This is a genomic window from Candidatus Marifrigoribacter sp. Uisw_064 (assembly GCF_047730175.1).
Taxonomy (GTDB): domain Bacteria; phylum Bacteroidota; class Bacteroidia; order Flavobacteriales; family Flavobacteriaceae; genus Marifrigoribacter.
On the sequence record NZ_CP159833.1, the window covers coordinates 1804290 to 1824620 of the forward strand.

Genomic DNA, 20331 nt, shown 5'->3' on the forward strand with positions numbered 1-20331 from the left:
CATATAAAAATAGATAACAATGAAATATATATATAAAAAATCAATTTTATTAGTTTTTATTGCAAGCATGATGATTTCTTGTGATAGTAACTTAGAGCAATTACCTTCTGATTCATTTGCAACTGAAAATGCCTTTATAACAGCTTCAGATTTTGAAAATGGAATACGAGGAGTTTATGTTGCCCTATTAGGAGGTTCTTATTATGGAGGTAATTTCTTAGCAGTACCAGATGTATTATCAGATAATGTGATAACTACACAAAGAGGTCGTTCTACCTTACGTAATTTACATGAGTGGACTTATAATGCTGCCTCAGGATATAGAGGGCTTTATCAGGATGCCTATACTGTAATTTTTAATGCAAATCAAGTATTAGAATTTATTGATGGATTTGAAGGGGAGTCTAAAGATAATATTAAAGGCGAAGCATTAGCTTTAAGAGCTTTTGCTCATTTCGATTTAGTAAGAACATTTGCAAAAATTCCTACTCAATCTTCAGATGCGAATGGAAGTTTAGGAATAGTGTATAAATCTAATTCTACTCCCTCAGATCTTCTGCCAAGAGAATCTGTAGCTGATGTATATCAACATATAATAGTAGATCTTGAAGAAGCTTATTCATTAATAAATGCTACAAACCCAGAAGCAAGATTAAACAAAGAAGGAGTAGCAATACTTCTTTCTAGAGCTTACTTATACATGGGTAGATGGCAAGATGCAATTAATGCTGCTAATAATGTTTCAACTAATATTGCTTCTAGAGATGATGTTGTTGGAGTATGGGAAGATTCAAGTCAAGAAGGGTTAGTATTTTGGGTGCCAAATGAAACAGGTGTAATAGACAGTAACATTGGGGTTCAATGGAGTCAAGGAAGTGTTGCCAATCTAATTCCAGAATATGCAGCAACATTTGAGTTTAATGCATTATATGGTGGTAATGATGGTAATGATATCCGTAGAGCAGCCTATATAGTCGATGCTACAGATGATTCTGGCTTAGCGTATAACGGTGTTAAAAAATTATTAGGTAGAGGTACACAAACTAATGGTATTGTTGACATAAAGATATTAAGAGCAGCAGAAGCTGTTTTAAATAAAGCAGAAGCACAATTCATGCTCGGTAGTGAAGGTCCTGCAAGGCAAACGCTTAATAGTTTAAGAAGTGAACGTTATATTAATGCTCCTGATAATGAATCTGGAACGGCATTAAGAGACGCAATTCGTAATGAACGAAGATTAGAGTTTGGATTTGAATATCAAAGAATTTTTGATATTAAAAGATGGGGTTTAAGTGTTAATAGAGGAAATGAAGGAGATTTAGCTGATGGAAGTGGAACACCTTCTATTATATTAAATTTAGCAGCAGATAATTTCAGAATGCAGCTTCCAATTGATCAATCGTCTTTAATAGTGAACCCTAGCCTACAACAAAACCCAGGGTATTAATATAATAAAATGATAAATATGAAAAACATAGCGAAAATATTAGTACTAATGGTAGTTGTTTTTACTACTTATTCATGTTCTGAGGAGTATGACGATTATAATGCTGACACAGAATCTATTGTAGGTTTTGCAGATTTATTAGGAATTGCTCAAGTTCCATTAGGAGAAGAAACTGTAGATATCGAAATAGAATTCCTATCTTCAGATATAGCTTCAACAGAAAGGTCTTTTCAAGTGATTGTTGTTGCAGAAGGGACAAATATAGCTGCTGAAAATTATACGTTTAATTCTTCAGTGACTTTACCAGCGAACCAACAAAGTGGTACTTTTATATTTACCGCTGTTGATGTTTCTTTAACAGATGATTTTGGAGATGTATTTTTAGGTTTTGAGTCTAATGATCTAGCAATTTCAAATAGTCAAATTAATATTAAAGTGAGAAGCTTAAATTAATAAAATTGATTAACGTTTTAAAAAGGCTGTTCTACTTGTAGAGCAGCCTTTTTTTTATTGATAGTATTCAACGGTACATGTTACCTTAAAGTTACTTTAAGAGTTACTAAACAATCTTTTTATCGCCGTAAATAAATAGTAACCATTCTTCGGCTTAGGTAATGTTTATGGGTATTAACTGAAAACTTTCAAATTATAGTTTCATTTACAGTATTAAATAATCATAGTTGTTTTTTATTTAGTTAACCCCTTTCATTTTTTTGATTTTTCATAAAAATTAGGTTGGTTAGATTGGGGTTAACTAATTTAAATAAAAACATCTTTCTACGATTATTGAGCGCCCAATTTTAAAATAAACCTCTTTTTACTATTTTTTAAATAGATGTGTTTTTTACCTTAGCAAGCTATAAATATATATTCGTGACCTTATCACAATACACTAAAGAGTTTAAATATAACATTACCCTTTCCACACCTGTTATTTTAGGGATGTTAGGGCATACTTTAGTTTCATTTATTGATAATATCATGGTAGGTCAATTAGGAACAGCTGAACTAGCTGCGGTTTCCTTGGGAAATAGTTTCATGTTTATTGCAATGTCCTTAGGAATTGGATTTTCTACAGCCCTCACTCCTTTAATTGCTGAAGCTGACGGAGAAGGTAATTTTGAAAAAGGAAAATCTTCATTTAAACATGGTTTGTTTTTATGCACAATTTTAGGGATTGCCCTATTTGTGTCGGTTTTTATTGCAGAACCTTTATTGCATGTTATGAAGCAGCCAGAAGAGGTTGTAAAATTAGCGATTCCCTATCTAAATTTAGTTGCTGCCTCATTAATTCCTTTAGTAATTTTTCAAGCTTTTAGTCAGTTTAGTGATGGGATGTCAATGACAAGGTATCCTATGTATGCTACACTTTTAGCCAATGTGGTAAATGTAATCCTTAACTATTTATTTATCTTCGGAAAGTTTGGTTTCCCAGAATTAGGTATCGTTGGCGCTGCTGTTGGAACCTTAGCCTCAAGAGTCATTATGGTCATTTATCTTTGGTATTTATTATCTCAACATCATAAATCTAGAGCATATGTGCTAAATATTAAGATTTTTACTTTGTCAAAAAGTATGATGAAAAAAATCATTGGTTTAGGATTTCCTTCAGCGATGCAAATGTTTTTTGAAGTAGCTATTTTTACAGCAGCCATATGGCTTTCAGGAATTTTAGGTAAAAATCCGCAAGCTGCTAATCAAATAGCCTTAAACCTATCTTCTATGACCTTTATGGTGGCAATGGGCTTTAGTGTAACAGCTATGATCAGAGTAGGAAATCAAAAAGGATTAAATCGTTTTAGAGAATTACGGAGAATAGCTTTCTCAATCTTTATGCTCTCTACTTTTTTTGCCATAGTATTTGCAGCATTATTTTTCATCTTCCATAACAGTCTGCCAAAAATTTATTTAGATTATGACGACCCAGCAAATTTTGCAGATAATTATGAAGTTTGGATTATCGCTTCTAAACTATTATTAATAGCGGCAGTTTTTCAAATTTCTGATACCATTCAAGTTGTTGCCTTAGGAGCATTAAGAGGAATGCAAGATGTGAAAATTCCAACCTTTATGACCTTTATAGCGTATTGGTTGATTGGATTTCCTATAAGTTATTATTTAAGTATGTATACCGATTATAAAAGTGCAGGCATTTGGATTGGTTTACTAGCAGGCTTAACAGCATCTGGGATCATGCTTTTTATTCGATTTAATTATCTTTCAAAAAAAATGATTGTACATTTGAAACCATAAAATTAAAATTAACGAACCATGGAGCTTCCAAAGTTTATTCTAGGTGATAATACAGACCATCCAGAAGCAATATTTGTAATACATACTGAATTTCCTCGATTTATCATTAATCTACAAGATGATGAGGTAGAGTGGTTTGAAGAATTCGATCAACATGACCAAAAGGAAATTGAAGACGAAACTGAAAACTTAATTAAAGAAGCTTCAGCTTTTTATGATAGAGAAGTAGCACGATACGGAGATGATTGAAGAACTACTATCATATGATACTGAACTATTTTTATTCCTAAATAATTTAGGAAGTGAACCTTGGGATTTACTATGGCAGATTATCACCAATAAATTTACCTTTATCCCCTTGTATGCAATTTTATTGTACTTGGTTTTTAAAAACTACGGTGGTAAAGGAACGTTATTTGTGTTATTATGTGCTGTTTTAATGATTACAGCGACCGATCAATTCTCTTATTTTTGCAAGCATTATTTCCAAAGACCACGCCCTTGCCAAGAAGAAAGTTTACAAGGGATTATGCGATTTGTAGTGGAACGTTGTGGGCGATATGGATTTTTCTCAGGACACGCCATAAGTTCAATGGCAACAGCTGTTTTTATGGGGTTTCTCTTAAAACCTAAATATTACTATGCACCGTTTTTATTATTGTTATGGGCATTTTTTGTAGGCTATAGCCGAATATATGTAGGAGTTCATTATCCCTTAGATGTTTTGGTAGGAATGATTTTTGGCGGACTATTTGGTTGGGTTTTTTATAGACTTCAAGGGATATTACAAAGAAGGTTTGTTAAATGATACTAAGTATAAATCACGCCATAAACGAGGGCGATGCGATTTGCTGCCAGGTTCTTTTGGATTCATATCGTAGCGAGTAATTTTTTCTACGGAATAATTTTCATACGCTTTTTTGAAATTTTCTTGTTGCTCTTCAGTAACAAGTACACCAAATTTTTGTTCTGAAGGCAGTTCTCTTTTTCCATTATTCTTAAGCACTTTAATAGGCTTTCCATATTCCCATATCATTTCGGGAGTAAAACTATTAAACTCGAATACCTCTACTTGTAATTTAGCTTGCCAATCATTTAGTTGAGATAAACTTTTATAATCTGGATTTACAGATAAATTTTTTGCTAAAGGCATCCCAAAACACATGATCGAAATTATGAATGCAACCGTTAAATAAAAAACAGGTTGTATTTTTTTTCTGAATAGATTCCGAAAAATATAAATACCTATATTACATAAAGAAAAAGAAAGTAATGCAAACCAAATCCAATTCACGTCTGCAGTATCTTTCAAAAATAAATATCCTCCAAAAGGGAATAGTATTCCAATGCTTGCAATCAAACCAAAATTAAAATAGACGGGAAAGGTTTCTTTTTTATTCTTTAATTCAGAAAAATGATTAAAAAGATATTCAATATAAAACCCAGTATTTAATGCTAAAGGAATAAGTACTGGAAGTAAATAACGTGATTTTTTTTCAGGAATTATAGACAGTAAAACAACGGAAGCAAGCGTCCAAATTAAAGTGAACGCGTATGCTTTTTTGTTTGAAACCTTATTTTTTAAATAGGGATACAAAAGGCCAATAAAAGCAGGTAGCGTCCAAACACCACTTTGTGTAAAGAAACTCCAATAATAATAAAACGGACGTACATTATATCCTGTCCAGTTAGAAGTTTCTTTTTTTGTGATTGCTAAAACAGCTTCAGGATCATAGGTATACGTGTACCAATGCCACCAACTAGAAAGCAATAAACTAATAACTAAAAACAGTGCTAAAGGTAAAATCCGCTTCTTAAAGTTCTTGTATTTGTAAACGATTCCGAAGGAAATTAAAAAAGGAAGCCATAAAGCATACAATGAAACAGGTCCTTTGCTCATAAAGGACATTCCGAAGAAAACCGAAGCTATGAATGCTCGTATATAAAGTTTTTCATCATTCTTAAAGAATAAAAATAATTGGTAGATAGACACGATCATAAATCCATGTGTGAAAATATCCCACTGACCATTTCTACCAGCAAAAACAATATAAAACGAAGTAGCTAAAATAAGCGAACTTAGTAAAGAGTATATTTTATTACCCGTTAATTTAAATGAAAGTTTATACGAAGTTAAAATAAGCAACACCGTTACTAAAGCAGCTGGTAATCGTAAAGCAATTAAATTTTTAAGTCCAAATAAAGCTGCCGAAAAAGCAGTTAGCCAAGTTGGTAAAGGTGGTTTTTGATATCGAGGTTCTCCATTTAAAGTAGTTAAAATCCAATGACCATCTTGCAACATTTCTCTTGCAGTAATAAAATTACGTGCCTCCATAATATTTACAAAAATGGCATCTAGATTGACAAAAAAAATGCCAACTAAACAAAGAAGTAATATAACTATATGATTATTTTTTATCGAGGCTATCATCTTGTTTTCTCCAAATAAAGATATTACGAATATATATAATTAAACCTGCACAATGTCCAATAAATAAAACAGGATCTTTTCTGAATATTGCATAGGTTAAAATTAAAGAGGCACCTAAAACACTTAACATCCAAAAGCCTACAGGAAGATGAGATGATTTCTTTTTTTCGGAATAAATCCATTGGTAAACAAATCGGAACGTAAATAGTAGTTGAGAAAATATTCCTAATAATAAAAGCCAAAACGGAATGTCTTTATTATTAAACAATTGATATAAATCATATTCTCCATTATTATAAGCATACACGACTATTAGTACAGGGAATGTGAGTAAAAATATACGAAACCATGGAGGTGATTTTTTCCATTCTCCTTGCAATTGTAAATTACGGATGTAAATGAAATACGTTAATGATTGCCCTAACATGATGGCAAAATCATCTCTTAAATATCCATAAATAAATAATAAAAAAGAAGCTAATAAACTTAGTTTCCAAAATAAGGAAGGGGTGACGATGCGTTTGTTTTTTTCTGAAAGGAACCATTGAATAAATAATCTTCCAGAGAAAAGAATTTGAGCAATAAAACCGATGCTATAAATCATCCAATCGCTCATCCTTTGCCTTTAATTTCGTAATTAATGTATTTTTTCTTCATCCATAAATAGGCAAAGCAATCCATAAGTGGCCCTAACAATCGATTCCAAAGGCCAAATTTTGCTGTACCGGCTATTCGCGGAAAGTGTTGTACAGTCACTTGTAATACTTTTCCTTTTTGAAGTAATATCATAGCAGGCAAAAAACGATGTAACCCTTTAAACATAGGTATTTTTTTTGCGTATTCTGTTTTAATTACCTTAAGCGGGCAACCTGTGTCATCCATTCCATCATGAGTAAATGCTCTACGTATTCCGTTGGCTATTTTGGAAGACATGTTTTTAACAAAAGAATCTTTTCGGTTAGAGCGGACTCCAGTAACTAAATCAAATTCTCCAATATGCGCTAATAACAAATTAAAATCTTCGGGAGCTGTTTGTAAATCAGCATCAATATAACCAGTTAAAGGGCTTTCAATATGGTCAAATCCTGCTTTAATAGCAGCACTTAATCCTCGATTTTCTTTGAAATTAAGATATTTAAAAGATTCGTTTCGGTTGCAAATAGCTTCAATAAGCTCTTGGCTTTTATCTTTAGAACCATCATTAACAAAAAGAATAGCTGTTTTTTTACTCGCTATTTTAGTATAAGCTAATAATTCTTTTTCAACGCGTTCTATATTTTCTTCTTCATTATAAACAGGAACAATAATGGTGAATTCGTACATTTTCTAAATAATAGTTTGTGTACAAAAGTATTTCTTTTTTCAAGATTATAATAGAACTGTAAAAAAGATGTTATTTTTGTTATTAAAATAAAGTTTAAATGAAAGTTATTGTTACAGGAGCAGCAGGTTTTATAGGGTCTCATACAGCAGAGAGGCTCCATGAATTAGGACATGAAGTTATTGGAATCGATAATTTTTCTTCCTATTACGATGTTTCTTTAAAAAAATTAAACGCTAAAACACTTTCAGAAAAGAATATTCCTGTTTTAAAAGTAGATATACGAACAGGTCATTTAGAAGATTTTATTCCTTCCGATATAGATTTTATTTTTCATTTTTCAGCACAACCCGGGATTTCTTCAGATTCTACTTTTGAGGATTATTTTTCAAACAATGTATTAGGGACTCAGCGTTTACTAGATCTAATTGAAAAGAGAACAAAAAAACCATTCTTTGTTAATATTGCAACCTCTTCAATCTACGGTTTAGTAGCCACATTAAATGAAGATGATGCACCTTTACCAGCTTCTTGGTATGGAGTTACCAAATTGGCAGCCGAGCAATTAGTGTTGGCTTACTCGCGAAGAAACCTATTGCAAAGTACTTCATTACGTTTATATTCTGTGTATGGACCGAGAGAACGTCCAGATAAATTATATACTAGATTAATCGATTGTGGTTTAAATGGAAAGGATTTTCCTTTATATGAAGGAAGTGGAAAGCACCTGCGAAGCTTCACGTATGTTCAAGATATAGTGGATGGTGTTGTCAGTATTATAGGTAATGAAGAGGTTGCTAATGGCGAAATATTTAATTTAGGAACTGAAATTGAAAGCACTACAGCAGAAGGAATCGCAACTGTTGAGTCTATTTTGGGAGTCAAAATCGAAATGGAAATAAAACCTAGTCGGGCAGGGGATCAATCTCGAACCCAAGCAAATATTGATAAAGCTAGAAAACTATTAAACTACAATCCGAAAACTTCATTAAAAGAGGGTTTGGAGGCTCAAGTAGCATGGTTTATAGAGAGTTTTACCTAGTTGTTCAATTTCAACAAAGCAGCTGCAGCTTCAAAAGGGGTAGTTTTGTTTATGTCCATCAGATTTAATTGTTTTTCAAGTGCTAACTTAACTTCTGGATGTTTGTAAAAATCTGATTTCAAATTTTCTTCAATCGTTTGTAATAACCAAAACTTATTTTGTTCTTTTCTTTGCGTCTGAAAATATCCATTCTCCTTGGTTAAAGAGACATATTGATTAATTACATCAAGAATTTCTGAAATCCCTTCATTTTTAATAGCACTACACACTAAAGTTTTTGGCGACCAATTACTTTCTTTTGGAGGGTACAAGTGTAAGGCTCTATTAAATTCAACTTTAGCAAGTTTTGCAGCTTTTATATTTTCACCATCCGCTTTATTTATAACAATGGTATCTGCCATTTCTATTATACCGCGTTTAATTCCTTGCAATTCATCACCTGCTCCCGCTAATTTCAAAAGTAAAAAGAAATCGGTCATTGAGTGTACCGCAGTTTCACTTTGTCCTACGCCAACTGTTTCGATAATAATGTATTCATATCCTGCTGCTTCACATAAAATAATGGTTTCTCTGGTTTTTCTAGCGACACCTCCTAATGAGTCTCCAGAGGCAGAAGGGCGGATGTATGCATTGGGTTCATTGACCAATTCTTCCATTCTGGTTTTGTCACCTAAAATACTTCCTTTACTAATAGAACTACTAGGATCTACTGCCAAGACAGCCACCTTTTTATTTTTCGCAAACAACTTACCAAATTGTTCTATGAACGTACTTTTACCTACCCCTGGTACTCCAGTGATTCCAATTCTAACAGATTTGTTGGAATGAGGTAAGCAAGCTTCAATGATTTTTTTTGCTTTTTCTTGGTGTTTTTCAGCTTTGCTTTCTATTAAAGTAATTGCTCTACTTAATGCAGTTAAATTTCCAGCTAGAATTCCTTGTACTAATGCTGAAGAAGAAGGTGTTTTTTTTCTATTTTTCTTAAGGCGATTGGCAATAAGTTCACTAATAGAATTAGGCTTCGGAATACCTTCTCTTTCTTTTAATGCTTTCGTGTTTTTTTTATCGCTTGCCATGATGTGAATTTATAACTTTTTTATGAGTTTTATTTTTTTCAGAAGATAAATAAAAAGGATGTTAGGGTGTAATTTAATTTTGTATAATTATTATTATGGATGTTTCATATTTATAATTTAAGGCTGTATCTTGGGGTACTAATTTAAAATTATAAACAGATGAGTACTTTATATGAAGCAGTTGTAACTGCAGAAGGAGGAAGAGCAGGACATATTAAATCTAATGATGGGGTTTTAGATCATCATTTATCTGTTCCTGAAGCAATGGGAGGAGCAGGAGGAGATGGATCAAATCCTGAACAATTATTTGGCGGAGCCTACGCTGCTTGTTTTGGAGGTGCATTACAAGTTATTGCAAAAAAAATGAGAGTAGACCTTGGAGATGATTTTACAGTAACCGCTACTATTGGATTTAATAAAAATGAGGAAGATGGGGCATATTTAAATGCTGATTTAGATTGTTATTTACCTAAAGTTGATTTGAAAGTAGGTGAAAAGTTAATTAATGCTGCTCATGAAATTTGTCCTTTCTCTAAAGCAACAAGGGATAATATAACAGTAAATTTAAATTTATTACTGGATGAATAAATTATATTAAAAAAGGGTTGAAAAGTTTCAACCCTTTTTTAATTAATAGGTTACTATCATTTTTAATGGAACGGCGACATCATCCCAAGCAATTGTCATTATTAATGCTTCATAAGACACTTCTGCAAAACTTATAGTAAAATTTTCTGTTATTGTTAAACTTTTAGAAACATTAGCTTCAGTAACTAAAATATCATATTTAGGATCTCGAGAAGGAGATTGATCTGTAAACTTTACGCCCCAACCATACATTTCAGAATTAAAAATTACCTGCCATGTTTTTTCATTTGGAATGGTCCAAAGTGTATATGTGCCTGTCTTTAATAATTGACCATTAATTGTTAAATCTCTATTAGTAGTAAAAGTACTAGCTTCATTTGCTCCTGTTCTCCATACTTCATTATAAGACACTAATTCGCCAAATATTTTTCTATCTTTTTTAGAAGGGCTGCAATAAAAAGCTGCTACTTCTAATACGTTTTGAGTATGTGTAATATGTTGTTCTGGACTATGTTTTTTGGTCTGACTTTTTATAATAGGACCAATCACAAAATTAAATAGAAGCATAATACCTATTATGCCTCCTAAAATTCGTAGAAACCATTTAGTTAACTTTGACATAATATAATTATTTATTTTTTAAAGATACAGAAATAAAATGTTCTGATTTTGCAACATTTCATAAATTGTATCGTCCTTTAACCGAACAGCAAACCAAAAAACCATCATTTTGTCGATTTCATTACTAGTTGAACAATGTAAAAATAATGACAGGAAAGCACAAATGGCTTTATATAAGCAGTATTGTGAAGGAATGCACATCGTTGCACAACGGTATTTAAAAGACATGCATGCAGCAGAAGATGCGATGCAAGAAGCATTTATTAAAGCGTTTCAAAAAATTGATCAGTTCAAAGGGGACGTCACCTTTGGGGCTTGGTTAAAAAGAATAGTAATTAATACATGTTTAGATACAATTAAATCAAAGAAATTAGAAATAGATCCAATAGATGAATCTGTTTTAGAAGTAGTAGAAGATGATAATAATTGGAATGTATCTGACGAAACAACAGTAGCTGAAATTAAATCTGCTATTGACGAATTACCAGATAATTATAAACGGGTAGTTCAACTATTTTTAGTAGAAGGGTATGATCATCAAGAGATAGCAAGCGTGCTTTCTATTTCTGAAAATGCATCAAGAACAAATTTACATCGAGGGAAATCCCTTTTAAAAGAAACATTAAAACACTTGCGATATGGCACAGGACATTAGAGATTTATTGAAAAATGATGAAAGTAAAGCGACTCCTTTATCAAAAGGACACGAAGCTAGATTTGAAGATAAATTAAATACAGCTTTTTCAGAAAATCAAACAATTGATAAAAAGACAAAAGGAAACACTTTTTATTGGTTGAAAATTGCTGCCATGATAACACTAATATGTAGTGTGGGTTATTTTGGGTATGTAAGTATTTTAGAAGAACCCGAAGTTGAAATTGCTGAAACACCTATCAATAAAGAAGAATATTTAAATCAAATATCATTAGGTGATATCTCTCCAAATCTTAAAAAGATGGAGGAGTTTTATACAAAAGGTATTAATGTTCAATTAACTTCATTATCACAATCAGATGATGAAGAAAACAAGGAATTGGTAGAAGGATATTTATTGCGATTTAATGAATTAGATGAAGAATATGCAAGATTAACAATTGAACTTAATAAAGTAGGGCCCACAGAAGAAACCATCAATGCGCTTATAGATAATTTGAAATTACGTTTGGAATTGCTGTTCAAACTTAAAAACAAATTAAAAGAACTTAAAAATCAAGAAAATGAACAATTTAAGAGTATTCAATCATAGAGTATTAGCTATTGTAATGCTATTGACAACCACATTGGTGGTTGCACAAGAAAATTATAAAGAAAGCTTTAAGGTAGGAGATGACGTAGTTATTTCTGTAAATGCCTCACATACCGATGTGGTTTTTGAAACCTGGAATAAAAATAAAGTAGAAGTAGAAGCATTTGTCGAAGGTGAAGACCTTACGAAAGAAGAAAAGAGAAAGATTTTTGAAAACTGGAATTTAGATGTAATTGGAAATAGTAAGAAAATTGTTGTCACATCAAATAAAGGAAGCCTTTGGAGTGGAGTTGAATCAATACCAAGTTTAGAAGGTTTAAAAGGACTTGAAAACTTAGAAATTAATCTAGAAGGACTAGAGGGTTTAAAAGGATTAAATATTCTTGAAGGACTTGGAGATTTAAATTTTAATATTTCGATTTCAGATATTCCAGAATTTAGAGATTTTCCAAACTGGCCTTTTAGTGATAAGCAACCTAATGTAATTTCTGGGAAACATAATAAATTTAATAAAGGGTTTCATTTTTCTTTTGATACCGATGATTATGAAAAAGATAAAAAAGGATATGTCGCTAAATTAAACAAGAAATACAATACCAATGTTTCAGTAAGAAAAGTGGATCAATGGTTAGAAGAAGTTGATGATTGGTCTTCTGATTTTGAAGGGGTAATGGAAAAATGGGGAGAAAATTTTGGAAAAGAAATTGAAATGAATTTTGGACCTGAGTTTGAAGAAAAAATGGAAAAGTGGGGAGAAGAGTTTGGAAAAAACATGGAGGAATGGGGTGAGAATTTCGGAAAAGAATTTGAAGAAAAAATGGTTAAGTGGGAAGAGTCTTATGGGGAAGATATTGAGAAATGGGCTGAGCAATTTGAAAAAAACGCTGAAGAATGGGTTGAAGATTTAGAAAATAATTTTAATGAAGAAGATGATGGAAACACTATTATTTATAAGAATTCTAATCATAGTAAAATAAAAAAGAAAATTATAATTCGTATGCCTAAAGGCACAAAAACGGAAGTCAATGTACGTTATGGTGAACTAAAAATGGCAGATGCTTACAATATAAAAGCTACGCTAAATTATGCGTCTTTAATAGCTAATAGTATTGATGGGGGTAAATCCCTCATCAATGCTTCTTATGCTCCTGTTTCTGTAAATAACTGGATCAATGGAGATTTACAATTAAAATTTGTAGAGGATTGTAAATTGAATAATGTAAAAAACATCAATCTACATGCAAATACAAGTAATGTGAATATTAATGTATTAGAGGAAAATGGGTTTTTATCAGGTTCGTTTGGCACCTTACTTATTAATAAGGTTTCCAATGATTTTGAAGCGATAGATATTGTATTAGAAAATACAGATGCTACTATTAAAATACCTTCAACTGCATTTACGTTCCATTACAATGGAAAAAAATCTAACTTAAAAACAACTTCTTCATTAGAGTTGAATAAAACAGTAAATGGTGATCGTATTTTAGAAAAGGGCTATAATAATGTTCCTAATTCAGATAAGTCATTTACAATTCATGCAACCTATAGTAATGTGATTATTAAATAGTTTTCTTCCTTATAATACGATATACAATTCAATAAATGACATTAATTATTTTATGTCATCTTCTCTTCCTTATTCTAATTTTTCTTAAAAATAAATCTAAAGATTTATTTTTTTTACGTTTTTTATGATACCAACTAATTGTGAAAATTTAAAACAGTTTTATTTTTCTTATATTTATATGATTTTTTAAAATAAACTAAAAATTATGAAAAAGAAACTATTACTATTGATTGCTTTTGCTATGTTTTTAACTTCATTATCGACATTTGCTCAAGAAACTAAAGAAAAAGAAGTTCCGTTAATCGACACAAGAGTCGATAATATGGGCTATTGGAAAAAATTAGCAAAGGATGGATTAGTACCCGTCCAAGCTGAAGTAACACCTCCCAGAGCGGTAAGAAAAAGCTCTATGATTAATTCTAGGAGTGTGATGATGGATTCCCCAGATGTTCCGGTAAGCGCTGGTGGTGATAATACACAAAGTGAAACTTCTATTTTTGTAAACCCGAATGATAATTCAAAAGTTTTTAATTCAAATAACTCATCAGGTTGGAACGGAAGTTCTATTGGTGGCGTTTTTCATGGTACAAGTTTTTTCTTAAGTGATGATGCTGCATTATCATGGGGAGGAAGTGTTCTAGGAACTGGAGGTGCTAATAGTGGCGATCCAGCTGCTATAATTGGCCTTAATAACAGGTATTTTAACGGTTTTATTCATAGTAATTCTGGACAAGGAGTTGCCTATTCTGATGATGAAGGTGTTACCTGGACAAGTGTTTTAGCGGGATCTCCAACTGGGGGTACAATTTTAGATAAAAATCATTTATGGATAGATAATAGTCCTAGCAGTCCACATGAAGGAAATATATATGATGCTTGGACCGATTTCAATACGGGAAATGATATTTTTATTGTTCGTTCTGTAGACAATGGATTGTCATATAGCTCACCAATAAACTTAAGTGCCCCTATTGGTGGCGGAAGTCATGATCAAGGAGTAAATATACAAACAGGGCCCAATGGAGAAGTGTATGCGTCTTGGGCTATTTATGATAGCTGGCCTTCAGATGAAACTGCTATTGGCCTTATAAAGTCTACAGATGGAGGAGCTACCTATGGTGCACCTGTGAGAGTGATAACAGACATTAGAGGAATACGTAACTCTGAAACTTCAAAAAACCAACGTGTTAATTCATTCCCTTCAATGGCTGTCGATATTAGTGGTGGAGCAAACGATGGAAACATATATATAGTTTGGACCAATGTTGGTGTTCCAGGAACAAATACTGGAACGAATCGTAGTATCTACATGGCAAAATCTACAGATGGTGGTTCAAGTTTTGGAACACCAATTAAAGTAAACCAAGGACCAGGAGGTGATGGTAATGAATCTTATTTTCCTTGGATAACAGCAGATCCTGTTTCAGGAGTGTTAAGTGTTATTTTCTATGATGATAGAGATGTGAGCTCAACGCAAGTTGAAGCATGGGTATCGAATTCTTACGATGGTGGAGATACCTGGGAAGATTTTAGAGTGAGTGATGTTGCCTTTACTCCACTGCCAATTTCTGGTTTAGCAGGAGGATATATGGGAGATTATTTAGGAATTTCAGCTAGAGATGGGATTGTATATCCTGTATGGCCAGATAATAGAAATGGATACATTCAGGCTTGGGTTTCTCCTTTTGAAACCAATTCAAGACCTGGACCTGCCGATTTAGTAGTCACTTTGACGAATAATGTTACTGGAGAAACTAATTTAGATTGGAACTATGACACATCACCAGGATTTTTAAACTTTATAGTGTATCGGGATGGTACCGAGGTTGGTACAACTACGAATACAACCTTTGATGATACGCTTCCAGCTTTTGGATTATACCAGTATACTGTTACTGCTTTGTATGGTGATGGAGAATCTTCAGGTGTAAATGGAGAAATTCAATGGGGAAGTCCTAATATTACAGTAACTCCTGATTTTTTAGAGGAAACACTATTAACAGATGAAATGTCTGTAAAAGTATTGACGATTACAAATACTGGAGAACTTGATTTAATTTATGATATTGAAACGTTAATAACTTCTGGTTTCACAGATCTTTTAGCATATTGTGATGCTAGTGGAGGTGGTGGCGATGAATACATTAGTCGTGTAGAATTTGGTAGTATAGATAACTCGAGTCCGCAAACGTTTTATGGTGATTATACTACTTTATCCGCTGATGTAGAAGCAGGAAATACATACCCAATTACAATTGCCAACGGCCAAATTTTTGCTGCTGATGATTTAGGAATTTGGATTGATGCAAATCAAGATGAAGATTTTGACGATCCAGGAGAGCAAGTGGTTTGTACTGTAGATGATGGTGCTAATGGAACTTATAATGTTACGATTCCTTCTGATGCTTTAGGTGGTACTACAAGAATGCGAATTAGAATAAAATATAATGATTCAGATTGTGGAAGTTCCTGCGGAACAACTACCTGGGGAGAGGTAGAAGACTATAGCCTTAATGTAAATTCGTGGTTACAGGTTGACACGATAGATGGAATAATAGCTCCAGGAGATTCTGAAAATATTAATGTTACTTTCGATTCTACTGGTTTAGCAATTGGAGACTATACTGCTGAAATAACAGTAAACTCTAATGCTACTTTAGATCCATTAGTTTTAGTGCCAGTTACTTTACACGTAGTAGAAGGTAATATTTTAAATACGACAGCAACTGTAGATGATTCTGAACTATGTGCAGGTTCAACAACGACACTTCATGCGAATCCAACCGGAGGAACAGGAACGTATACCTATTCATGGACCTCAGTTCCTGTAGGTTTCACTTCTAATTTATCAGACCCAATAGTATCACCTGTGGTAAATACTACCTATACAGTAGTAGTAGATGACGGTGTTGATAATATTTCGAGTTTTGTTATTGTTGATGTAGTTGATGTTCCAGCGCAAGCGAATACTCCAGATGGAGACGTTCAATTGTGTCAAGACGCACCAACTAATTCGTATACTACAGATGATGTTGCAGGAGCTACTTCATATACATGGACCTTGGATCCAATAGCTGCGGGAACTATTTCAGGAACTGGAACTACTGGAAGTGTGAACTGGGAAGCTGCATTTGCAGGAACAGCAACAATTAGTGTAACAGCAAATAATGACTGTGGTTCTGGAGCAACTTCTAATATACTTGATGTAGAAATAAATGAATTACCTAACGTTACATTACCTGGATTCGACGAAGTTTGTATAGATGAACCTGAGTTCGAGTTAACAGGAGGAGAACCAGTAGGAGGAGATTATTCTGGCGTAGGTGTTTCAGGAGGTTTCTTTGACCCTGCAGATGCAGGTGTTGGAATACATACTATAACGTATGCGTATTCAGATGCTGAAGGGTGCGAAAATTTTGCAACCCAAAATATTGAAGTTAATCCTTTACCAACAGTTACGTTAGCTCCATATGCAAATGTTACAGATACCACACCAGCTTTTGAGTTAACTGGAGGGATTCCAGTTGGAGGAGAATACTCTGGTCCTGGTGTTTCTGGTGGTTTCTTTGATCCTGCTGTCGCAGGAGTAGGGATACATATAATTACATATACTTATGTAGATGCTAATGGTTGCGAAAATTTTGCAATGCAAACTATTGAAGTAGAAGAAACTCTTGGAGTAATTGACCTTGAAAATGGAATTAACTTTTTATTGTATCCAAACCCTAATAAAGGACAATTGAATTTAGAGTTAAATTCAACCTTTGTAAATGATTTTGAAGTAAAAGTGGTGAACCAATTAGGAGCAATAATTTTTATTAGAGATATTAATGTATCTGAAGCTTCAGAATTTACATTTAACCTTTCAGGATTAGCAACAGGAGTGTATTACTTCTTATTAAACAGTGATCAACAGAACTATGTTAAAAAAATAATTGTAAATAATTAATTTTATAGCGGTTCTTTTTATAAACTTAAAAAGCCCATTTATGATGATTCATAAATGGGCTTTTATAATTAATTGGTTGAACGTTTAGGCGTCATTATTTAATCTTTTGGTAAAATAAAACCCAGAAAACAATCCAATTCCCGCCATTAAGAATATCGTTCCTGGATATGCTACTTCTTCATCGATATTAAGTGCCTGACTTAAAATTGCAGCAATAAAAATACCTAATCCAATGCCCATAAGTAATAAAGCAAGGTTGATAACAATGACCTTCCACATGGGTGTTACTTTTCGGTCTTTCCCATAAAAAATAGATGCATCTGCTCCTTTTTCAATTAATGCTAATCTTTCTTTGTTTCTTGCTGAAATGAATAAATAAAATATTCCGAAGATTACTCCGAAAAAAATTGGTATTATAATAACTTCTGTTCCCATAATAATTCGTTTTTAGATTTTGATTTATGTTTGATTTCTATTAAGACGCAATCTTTTGAATTCAGGTTACATTTTTTATTCATTATTTTTAAATCATAATAGCTGTAACCAATTTGTAAGTAGTTACGTCTTATACTAAAATGCAACAACACACTGACCAATATTATATCGATAAGATACTGCAAGGCGATACCCAGGCTTTTGAAGTATTGGTAGAACGATACCAAAGTTATATATATACTATTGTAGTAAGAATGGTGCGTGTAAAAGAAGAAGCTGAAGAAATTGCACAGGATACTTTTATAAAAGCATACCAATCTATTGCAAGCTTTAGAGGCGAATCTAAATTTTCATCTTGGTTGTATAGTATCGCATATAGGAAAGCATTAGATAGTATTAGAAAGAATAAAAAATATAAAGCAGCCGAATTAAATGAGGAAATTACAGAAGGATCTATAGAAATTATTGAAAATGCTTTAACATATATTGAGGATAAAGAAAAAAAAGAGTTAATTCAGAAATGTATTTTAAAATTACCAGAACAAGAGGCTGCTATTATAACCTTGTTTTATTTTGAAGAACAGTCAATAAAAGAAATAGCAAAAATTACACAATTAACTGAAGATAATATCAAAGTGAAATTATATAGGAGTAGAAAAAAAATGTTTACTTTGCTTCAACATTCTGAAGTATTCAAAATGCATAACTAAAATGGAAAAGACGACAAAAGAAGTAGAAAAAAGCGTTTTTAAGTTAGTAAAAGAAGCAGGGGTTTCAATACCTTCCGCTGATTTTCTAGCAAATGTAATGACAGCTGTTGCTTCACAATCAACTGTTCAAAAAAATTATCAACCTCTTATTTCTAATAAGGTTTGGTTTGGTATAGCGGCGTCATTAGTTATTTGCATCGTTTTACTAAATGTATTTACTACAACTTCAACAGGATATTTAGATCAATTCTCTTTCACAGATAAATTAAGTTTCAATGTTAACCTACCAGAAATTAAAGTATCAAAAACAATGATGTATGGCATAGGTTTTTTAAGCTTGTTTCTACTACAAATACCTTTTATTAAGTATTACCATAACAAAAGGTATATTTAAGATTTACTAAATATTATTGAATTTTTACTCGAATTCCTTCACTTTGACTACTAAACTCTGGCACATACATACTCTGTATAGTAGTAATTTTATTACTGAAATCTCCTACATTGGTGTTTTTTTTAAGAATAATTTCTTCAACAATACCAATAGAAAGTTTAGCTTTGTTATTTCTATATTATTAGTAAGTTTTTATATAAATGAAGTATATTTTTTTATTTTTATTAGTACCCTGCATCACAATTGGACAATCAATTGGTAATGAAGTTGAGCAATTATTTCAGAAGAAAGAATATGTAAAAGCTGTAACTATTTTAAAAAGCCACATTAATAGTAATCCGCAAGATATAGAAGCGCTTGAGTTATTAGGTGATGCTTATGGTCATCAAGAAAAATGGGACGATGCAATAACTCAATATAAATTATTGGTCCAGAAAGATAATGCCAATGCTAATTTTCATTATAAGTATGGAGGATCTTTGGGAATGAAAGCCTTATCGGCAAATAAATTTAAGGCATTAACATTAATTGGAGATATCAAAGAAGAATTTCATGCTGCTGTAAATCTAGATCCAAATCATATAGAAGCTCGCTGGGCATTAGTTGAATTGTATATGCAACTTCCAGGAATTGTTGGCGGAAGCAAGAAAAAATCATTACAATTTGCAGAAGAACTTCAAGTAATTTCACCTGTTGACGGTTATTTGGCAAAAGGATATATTTTTGAATATGATGATAAACCCCAGCTAGCTAAAAAAAACTACATAAAAGCTATAGAGATTGGAGGTTCATTAACTTGTTTTGAAAAACTGACCAATTTATACAAAAATGAAAATCAGCCTCAAAAAGCAATTCAAAATATTGAAAAAGCGAGAGATAAATTTCAGCGAAATGCACTTCATTATCAAATAGGAAAAGTTAGTGCCGATTATAATGTGCAGCTAGACAAAGGAGAGAAATGTTTAAAAACATATATAGAAAATTATACAGTGAAAGATGGAGTTCCTTTACAATGGGCATATTATCGTTTGGCTCAAATTTTTAAGCATAAAAACGATAAAAAAAGCGCTTTAATTTGGATTGATAAAGCCTTAGCTTTTAATTCAGATTTTGATTTTGCTCTCAATTTTAGATCACAAGTATTAGAAATGTAATTTGGGCGTTCCTTTTTTATTATTTAAAAAAGGTCAGGCTTGGAGTTTATCCTGAGCCTAGCCGAAGGGTTTTATATCTTTTCAAGGTAAATT

Annotated in this window: 20 protein-coding genes; 14 read left to right on the plus strand and 6 right to left on the minus strand. The window is 32.3% G+C overall.

What is annotated here, in order from left to right; genetic code table 11:
- Positions 1 to 19: 19 nt before the first annotated feature.
- The 5 genes from ABXT64_RS08180 (at position 20) to ABXT64_RS08200 (ending at position 4508) form a co-directional block, all read left to right on the plus strand.
- Positions 20 to 1447 carry a RagB/SusD family nutrient uptake outer membrane protein gene (locus ABXT64_RS08180; protein WP_443632441.1) on the plus strand — a complete coding sequence of 476 codons (1428 nt, stop codon included), beginning with the start codon at positions 20 to 22 and terminating at the stop codon, positions 1445 to 1447.
- Between the two features lie 18 nt (positions 1448 to 1465).
- Entirely contained in the window at positions 1466 to 1900 is a 435-nt protein-coding gene (locus ABXT64_RS08185) for a hypothetical protein (RefSeq protein ID WP_443632442.1), read from the plus strand.
- A 420-nt stretch (positions 1901 to 2320) separates the two neighbouring features.
- Positions 2321 to 3700 carry an MATE family efflux transporter gene (locus ABXT64_RS08190; RefSeq protein ID WP_443632443.1) on the plus strand — a complete coding sequence of 460 codons (1380 nt, stop codon included), beginning with the start codon at positions 2321 to 2323 and terminating at the stop codon, positions 3698 to 3700.
- Between the two features lie 18 nt (positions 3701 to 3718).
- On the plus strand, positions 3719 to 3949 hold the full coding sequence (locus ABXT64_RS08195; RefSeq protein WP_443632444.1) for a hypothetical protein: 231 nt from the start codon (positions 3719 to 3721) through the stop codon (positions 3947 to 3949).
- Positions 3942 to 4508 carry a phosphatase PAP2 family protein gene (locus tag ABXT64_RS08200; RefSeq protein ID WP_443632445.1) on the plus strand — a complete coding sequence of 189 codons (567 nt, stop codon included), beginning with the start codon at positions 3942 to 3944 and terminating at the stop codon, positions 4506 to 4508. Before ABXT64_RS08195 ends, ABXT64_RS08200 begins: the two co-directional genes overlap by 8 nt.
- Here ABXT64_RS08200 and ABXT64_RS08205 read toward each other — a convergent pair.
- From ABXT64_RS08205 to ABXT64_RS08215, 3 genes are all read right to left on the minus strand, one after another.
- Entirely contained in the window at positions 4485 to 6035 is a 1551-nt protein-coding gene (locus ABXT64_RS08205) for an ArnT family glycosyltransferase (RefSeq protein WP_443632446.1), read from the minus strand. The two genes, ABXT64_RS08200 and ABXT64_RS08205, sit on opposite strands and share 24 nt — an antisense overlap.
- A 73-nt stretch (positions 6036 to 6108) precedes the next feature.
- Positions 6109 to 6747, minus strand: a complete 639-nt coding sequence (locus ABXT64_RS08210; RefSeq protein WP_443632447.1) for a lipid-A-disaccharide synthase N-terminal domain-containing protein — start codon at positions 6745 to 6747, stop codon at positions 6109 to 6111.
- On the minus strand, positions 6744 to 7454 hold the full coding sequence (locus ABXT64_RS08215) for a glycosyltransferase family 2 protein (RefSeq protein ID WP_443632448.1): 711 nt from the start codon (positions 7452 to 7454) through the stop codon (positions 6744 to 6746). The genes ABXT64_RS08210 and ABXT64_RS08215 overlap by 4 nt, the downstream gene beginning before the upstream one ends.
- A gap of 98 nt (positions 7455 to 7552) precedes the next feature.
- On the opposite strand from ABXT64_RS08215, the gene ABXT64_RS08220 reads away from it, so the two are divergent.
- Entirely contained in the window at positions 7553 to 8494 is a 942-nt protein-coding gene (locus tag ABXT64_RS08220) for an NAD-dependent epimerase/dehydratase family protein (protein WP_443632449.1), read from the plus strand.
- Here the strand turns inward: ABXT64_RS08220 and meaB are convergent.
- The gene (gene meaB, locus ABXT64_RS08225; protein ID WP_443632450.1) at positions 8491 to 9570 is read right to left on the minus strand and encodes a methylmalonyl Co-A mutase-associated GTPase MeaB; all 1080 of its coding nucleotides are present in this window, start codon (positions 9568 to 9570) and stop codon (positions 8491 to 8493) included. The genes ABXT64_RS08220 and meaB overlap by 4 nt on opposite strands.
- 159 nt (positions 9571 to 9729) lie before the next feature.
- Here meaB and ABXT64_RS08230 point away from each other — a divergent pair, with 159 nt between their 5' ends.
- On the plus strand, positions 9730 to 10158 hold the full coding sequence (locus ABXT64_RS08230; RefSeq protein ID WP_443632451.1) for an organic hydroperoxide resistance protein: 429 nt from the start codon (positions 9730 to 9732) through the stop codon (positions 10156 to 10158).
- 42 nt (positions 10159 to 10200) lie between these two features.
- Here the strand turns inward: ABXT64_RS08230 and ABXT64_RS08235 are convergent, their stop codons facing one another.
- Positions 10201 to 10779 carry a DUF2911 domain-containing protein gene (locus ABXT64_RS08235; protein WP_443632452.1) on the minus strand — a complete coding sequence of 193 codons (579 nt, stop codon included), beginning with the start codon at positions 10777 to 10779 and terminating at the stop codon, positions 10201 to 10203.
- A gap of 109 nt (positions 10780 to 10888) precedes the next feature.
- On the opposite strand from ABXT64_RS08235, the gene ABXT64_RS08240 reads away from it, so the two are divergent.
- From ABXT64_RS08240 to ABXT64_RS08255, 4 genes are all read left to right on the plus strand, one after another.
- Positions 10889 to 11434, plus strand: coding sequence for an RNA polymerase sigma factor (locus ABXT64_RS08240; protein WP_443632453.1), 546 nt, complete (start codon positions 10889 to 10891; stop codon positions 11432 to 11434).
- Positions 11418 to 12026, plus strand: a complete 609-nt coding sequence (locus ABXT64_RS08245) for a hypothetical protein (protein ID WP_443632454.1) — start codon at positions 11418 to 11420, stop codon at positions 12024 to 12026. The genes ABXT64_RS08240 and ABXT64_RS08245 overlap by 17 nt, the downstream gene beginning before the upstream one ends.
- Positions 11998 to 13596 carry a hypothetical protein gene (locus ABXT64_RS08250; RefSeq protein WP_443632455.1) on the plus strand — a complete coding sequence of 533 codons (1599 nt, stop codon included), beginning with the start codon at positions 11998 to 12000 and terminating at the stop codon, positions 13594 to 13596. The genes ABXT64_RS08245 and ABXT64_RS08250 overlap by 29 nt, the downstream gene beginning before the upstream one ends.
- 205 nt (positions 13597 to 13801) lie before the next feature.
- The gene (locus ABXT64_RS08255; RefSeq protein WP_443632456.1) at positions 13802 to 17545 is read left to right on the plus strand and encodes a GEVED domain-containing protein; all 3744 of its coding nucleotides are present in this window, start codon (positions 13802 to 13804) and stop codon (positions 17543 to 17545) included.
- A gap of 84 nt (positions 17546 to 17629) precedes the next feature.
- Here the strand turns inward: ABXT64_RS08255 and ABXT64_RS08260 are convergent, their stop codons facing one another.
- Positions 17630 to 17980 carry a DUF6249 domain-containing protein gene (locus ABXT64_RS08260; protein ID WP_443632457.1) on the minus strand — a complete coding sequence of 117 codons (351 nt, stop codon included), beginning with the start codon at positions 17978 to 17980 and terminating at the stop codon, positions 17630 to 17632.
- A 140-nt stretch (positions 17981 to 18120) separates the two neighbouring features.
- Between ABXT64_RS08260 and ABXT64_RS08265 the strand changes: the two genes are divergently transcribed.
- From ABXT64_RS08265 to ABXT64_RS08275, 3 genes are all read left to right on the plus strand, one after another.
- On the plus strand, positions 18121 to 18690 hold the full coding sequence (locus ABXT64_RS08265; RefSeq protein ID WP_443632458.1) for an RNA polymerase sigma factor: 570 nt from the start codon (positions 18121 to 18123) through the stop codon (positions 18688 to 18690).
- A gap of 1 nt (position 18691) precedes the next feature.
- Positions 18692 to 19084 carry a hypothetical protein gene (locus ABXT64_RS08270; RefSeq protein WP_443632459.1) on the plus strand — a complete coding sequence of 131 codons (393 nt, stop codon included), beginning with the start codon at positions 18692 to 18694 and terminating at the stop codon, positions 19082 to 19084.
- Between the two features lie 200 nt (positions 19085 to 19284).
- Positions 19285 to 20238, plus strand: coding sequence for a tetratricopeptide repeat protein (locus ABXT64_RS08275; RefSeq protein WP_443632460.1), 954 nt, complete (start codon positions 19285 to 19287; stop codon positions 20236 to 20238).
- Positions 20239 to 20331 lie beyond the last annotated feature (93 nt).

Bases quoted from the DNA above. Each gene is read 5' to 3' on its own strand.
- ABXT64_RS08180 (WP_443632441.1), top strand. From the start codon at position 20: ATGAAATATATATATAAAAAATCAATTTTATTAGTTTTTATTGCAAGC.
- ABXT64_RS08185 (WP_443632442.1), top strand. From the start codon at position 1,466: ATGAAAAACATAGCGAAAATATTAGTACTAATGGTAGTTGTTTTTACT.
- ABXT64_RS08195 (WP_443632444.1), top strand. From the start codon at position 3,719: ATGGAGCTTCCAAAGTTTATTCTAGGTGATAATACAGACCATCCAGAA.
- ABXT64_RS08200 (WP_443632445.1), top strand. From the start codon at position 3,942: ATGATTGAAGAACTACTATCATATGATACTGAACTATTTTTATTCCTA.
- ABXT64_RS08205 (WP_443632446.1), bottom strand. From the start codon at position 6,035: ATGGAGGCACGTAATTTTATTACTGCAAGAGAAATGTTGCAAGATGGT.
- ABXT64_RS08210 (WP_443632447.1), bottom strand. From the start codon at position 6,747: ATGAGCGATTGGATGATTTATAGCATCGGTTTTATTGCTCAAATTCTT.
- ABXT64_RS08215 (WP_443632448.1), bottom strand. From the start codon at position 7,454: ATGTACGAATTCACCATTATTGTTCCTGTTTATAATGAAGAAGAAAAT.
- ABXT64_RS08220 (WP_443632449.1), top strand. From the start codon at position 7,553: ATGAAAGTTATTGTTACAGGAGCAGCAGGTTTTATAGGGTCTCATACA.
- meaB (WP_443632450.1), bottom strand. From the start codon at position 9,570: ATGGCAAGCGATAAAAAAAACACGAAAGCATTAAAAGAAAGAGAAGGT.
- ABXT64_RS08230 (WP_443632451.1), top strand. From the start codon at position 9,730: ATGAGTACTTTATATGAAGCAGTTGTAACTGCAGAAGGAGGAAGAGCA.
- ABXT64_RS08235 (WP_443632452.1), bottom strand. From the start codon at position 10,779: ATGTCAAAGTTAACTAAATGGTTTCTACGAATTTTAGGAGGCATAATA.
- ABXT64_RS08245 (WP_443632454.1), top strand. From the start codon at position 11,418: ATGGCACAGGACATTAGAGATTTATTGAAAAATGATGAAAGTAAAGCG.
- ABXT64_RS08250 (WP_443632455.1), top strand. From the start codon at position 11,998: ATGAACAATTTAAGAGTATTCAATCATAGAGTATTAGCTATTGTAATG.
- ABXT64_RS08255 (WP_443632456.1), top strand. From the start codon at position 13,802: ATGAAAAAGAAACTATTACTATTGATTGCTTTTGCTATGTTTTTAACT.
- ABXT64_RS08260 (WP_443632457.1), bottom strand. From the start codon at position 17,980: ATGGGAACAGAAGTTATTATAATACCAATTTTTTTCGGAGTAATCTTC.
- ABXT64_RS08265 (WP_443632458.1), top strand. From the start codon at position 18,121: ATGCAACAACACACTGACCAATATTATATCGATAAGATACTGCAAGGC.
- ABXT64_RS08270 (WP_443632459.1), top strand. From the start codon at position 18,692: ATGGAAAAGACGACAAAAGAAGTAGAAAAAAGCGTTTTTAAGTTAGTA.
- ABXT64_RS08275 (WP_443632460.1), top strand. From the start codon at position 19,285: ATGAAGTATATTTTTTTATTTTTATTAGTACCCTGCATCACAATTGGA.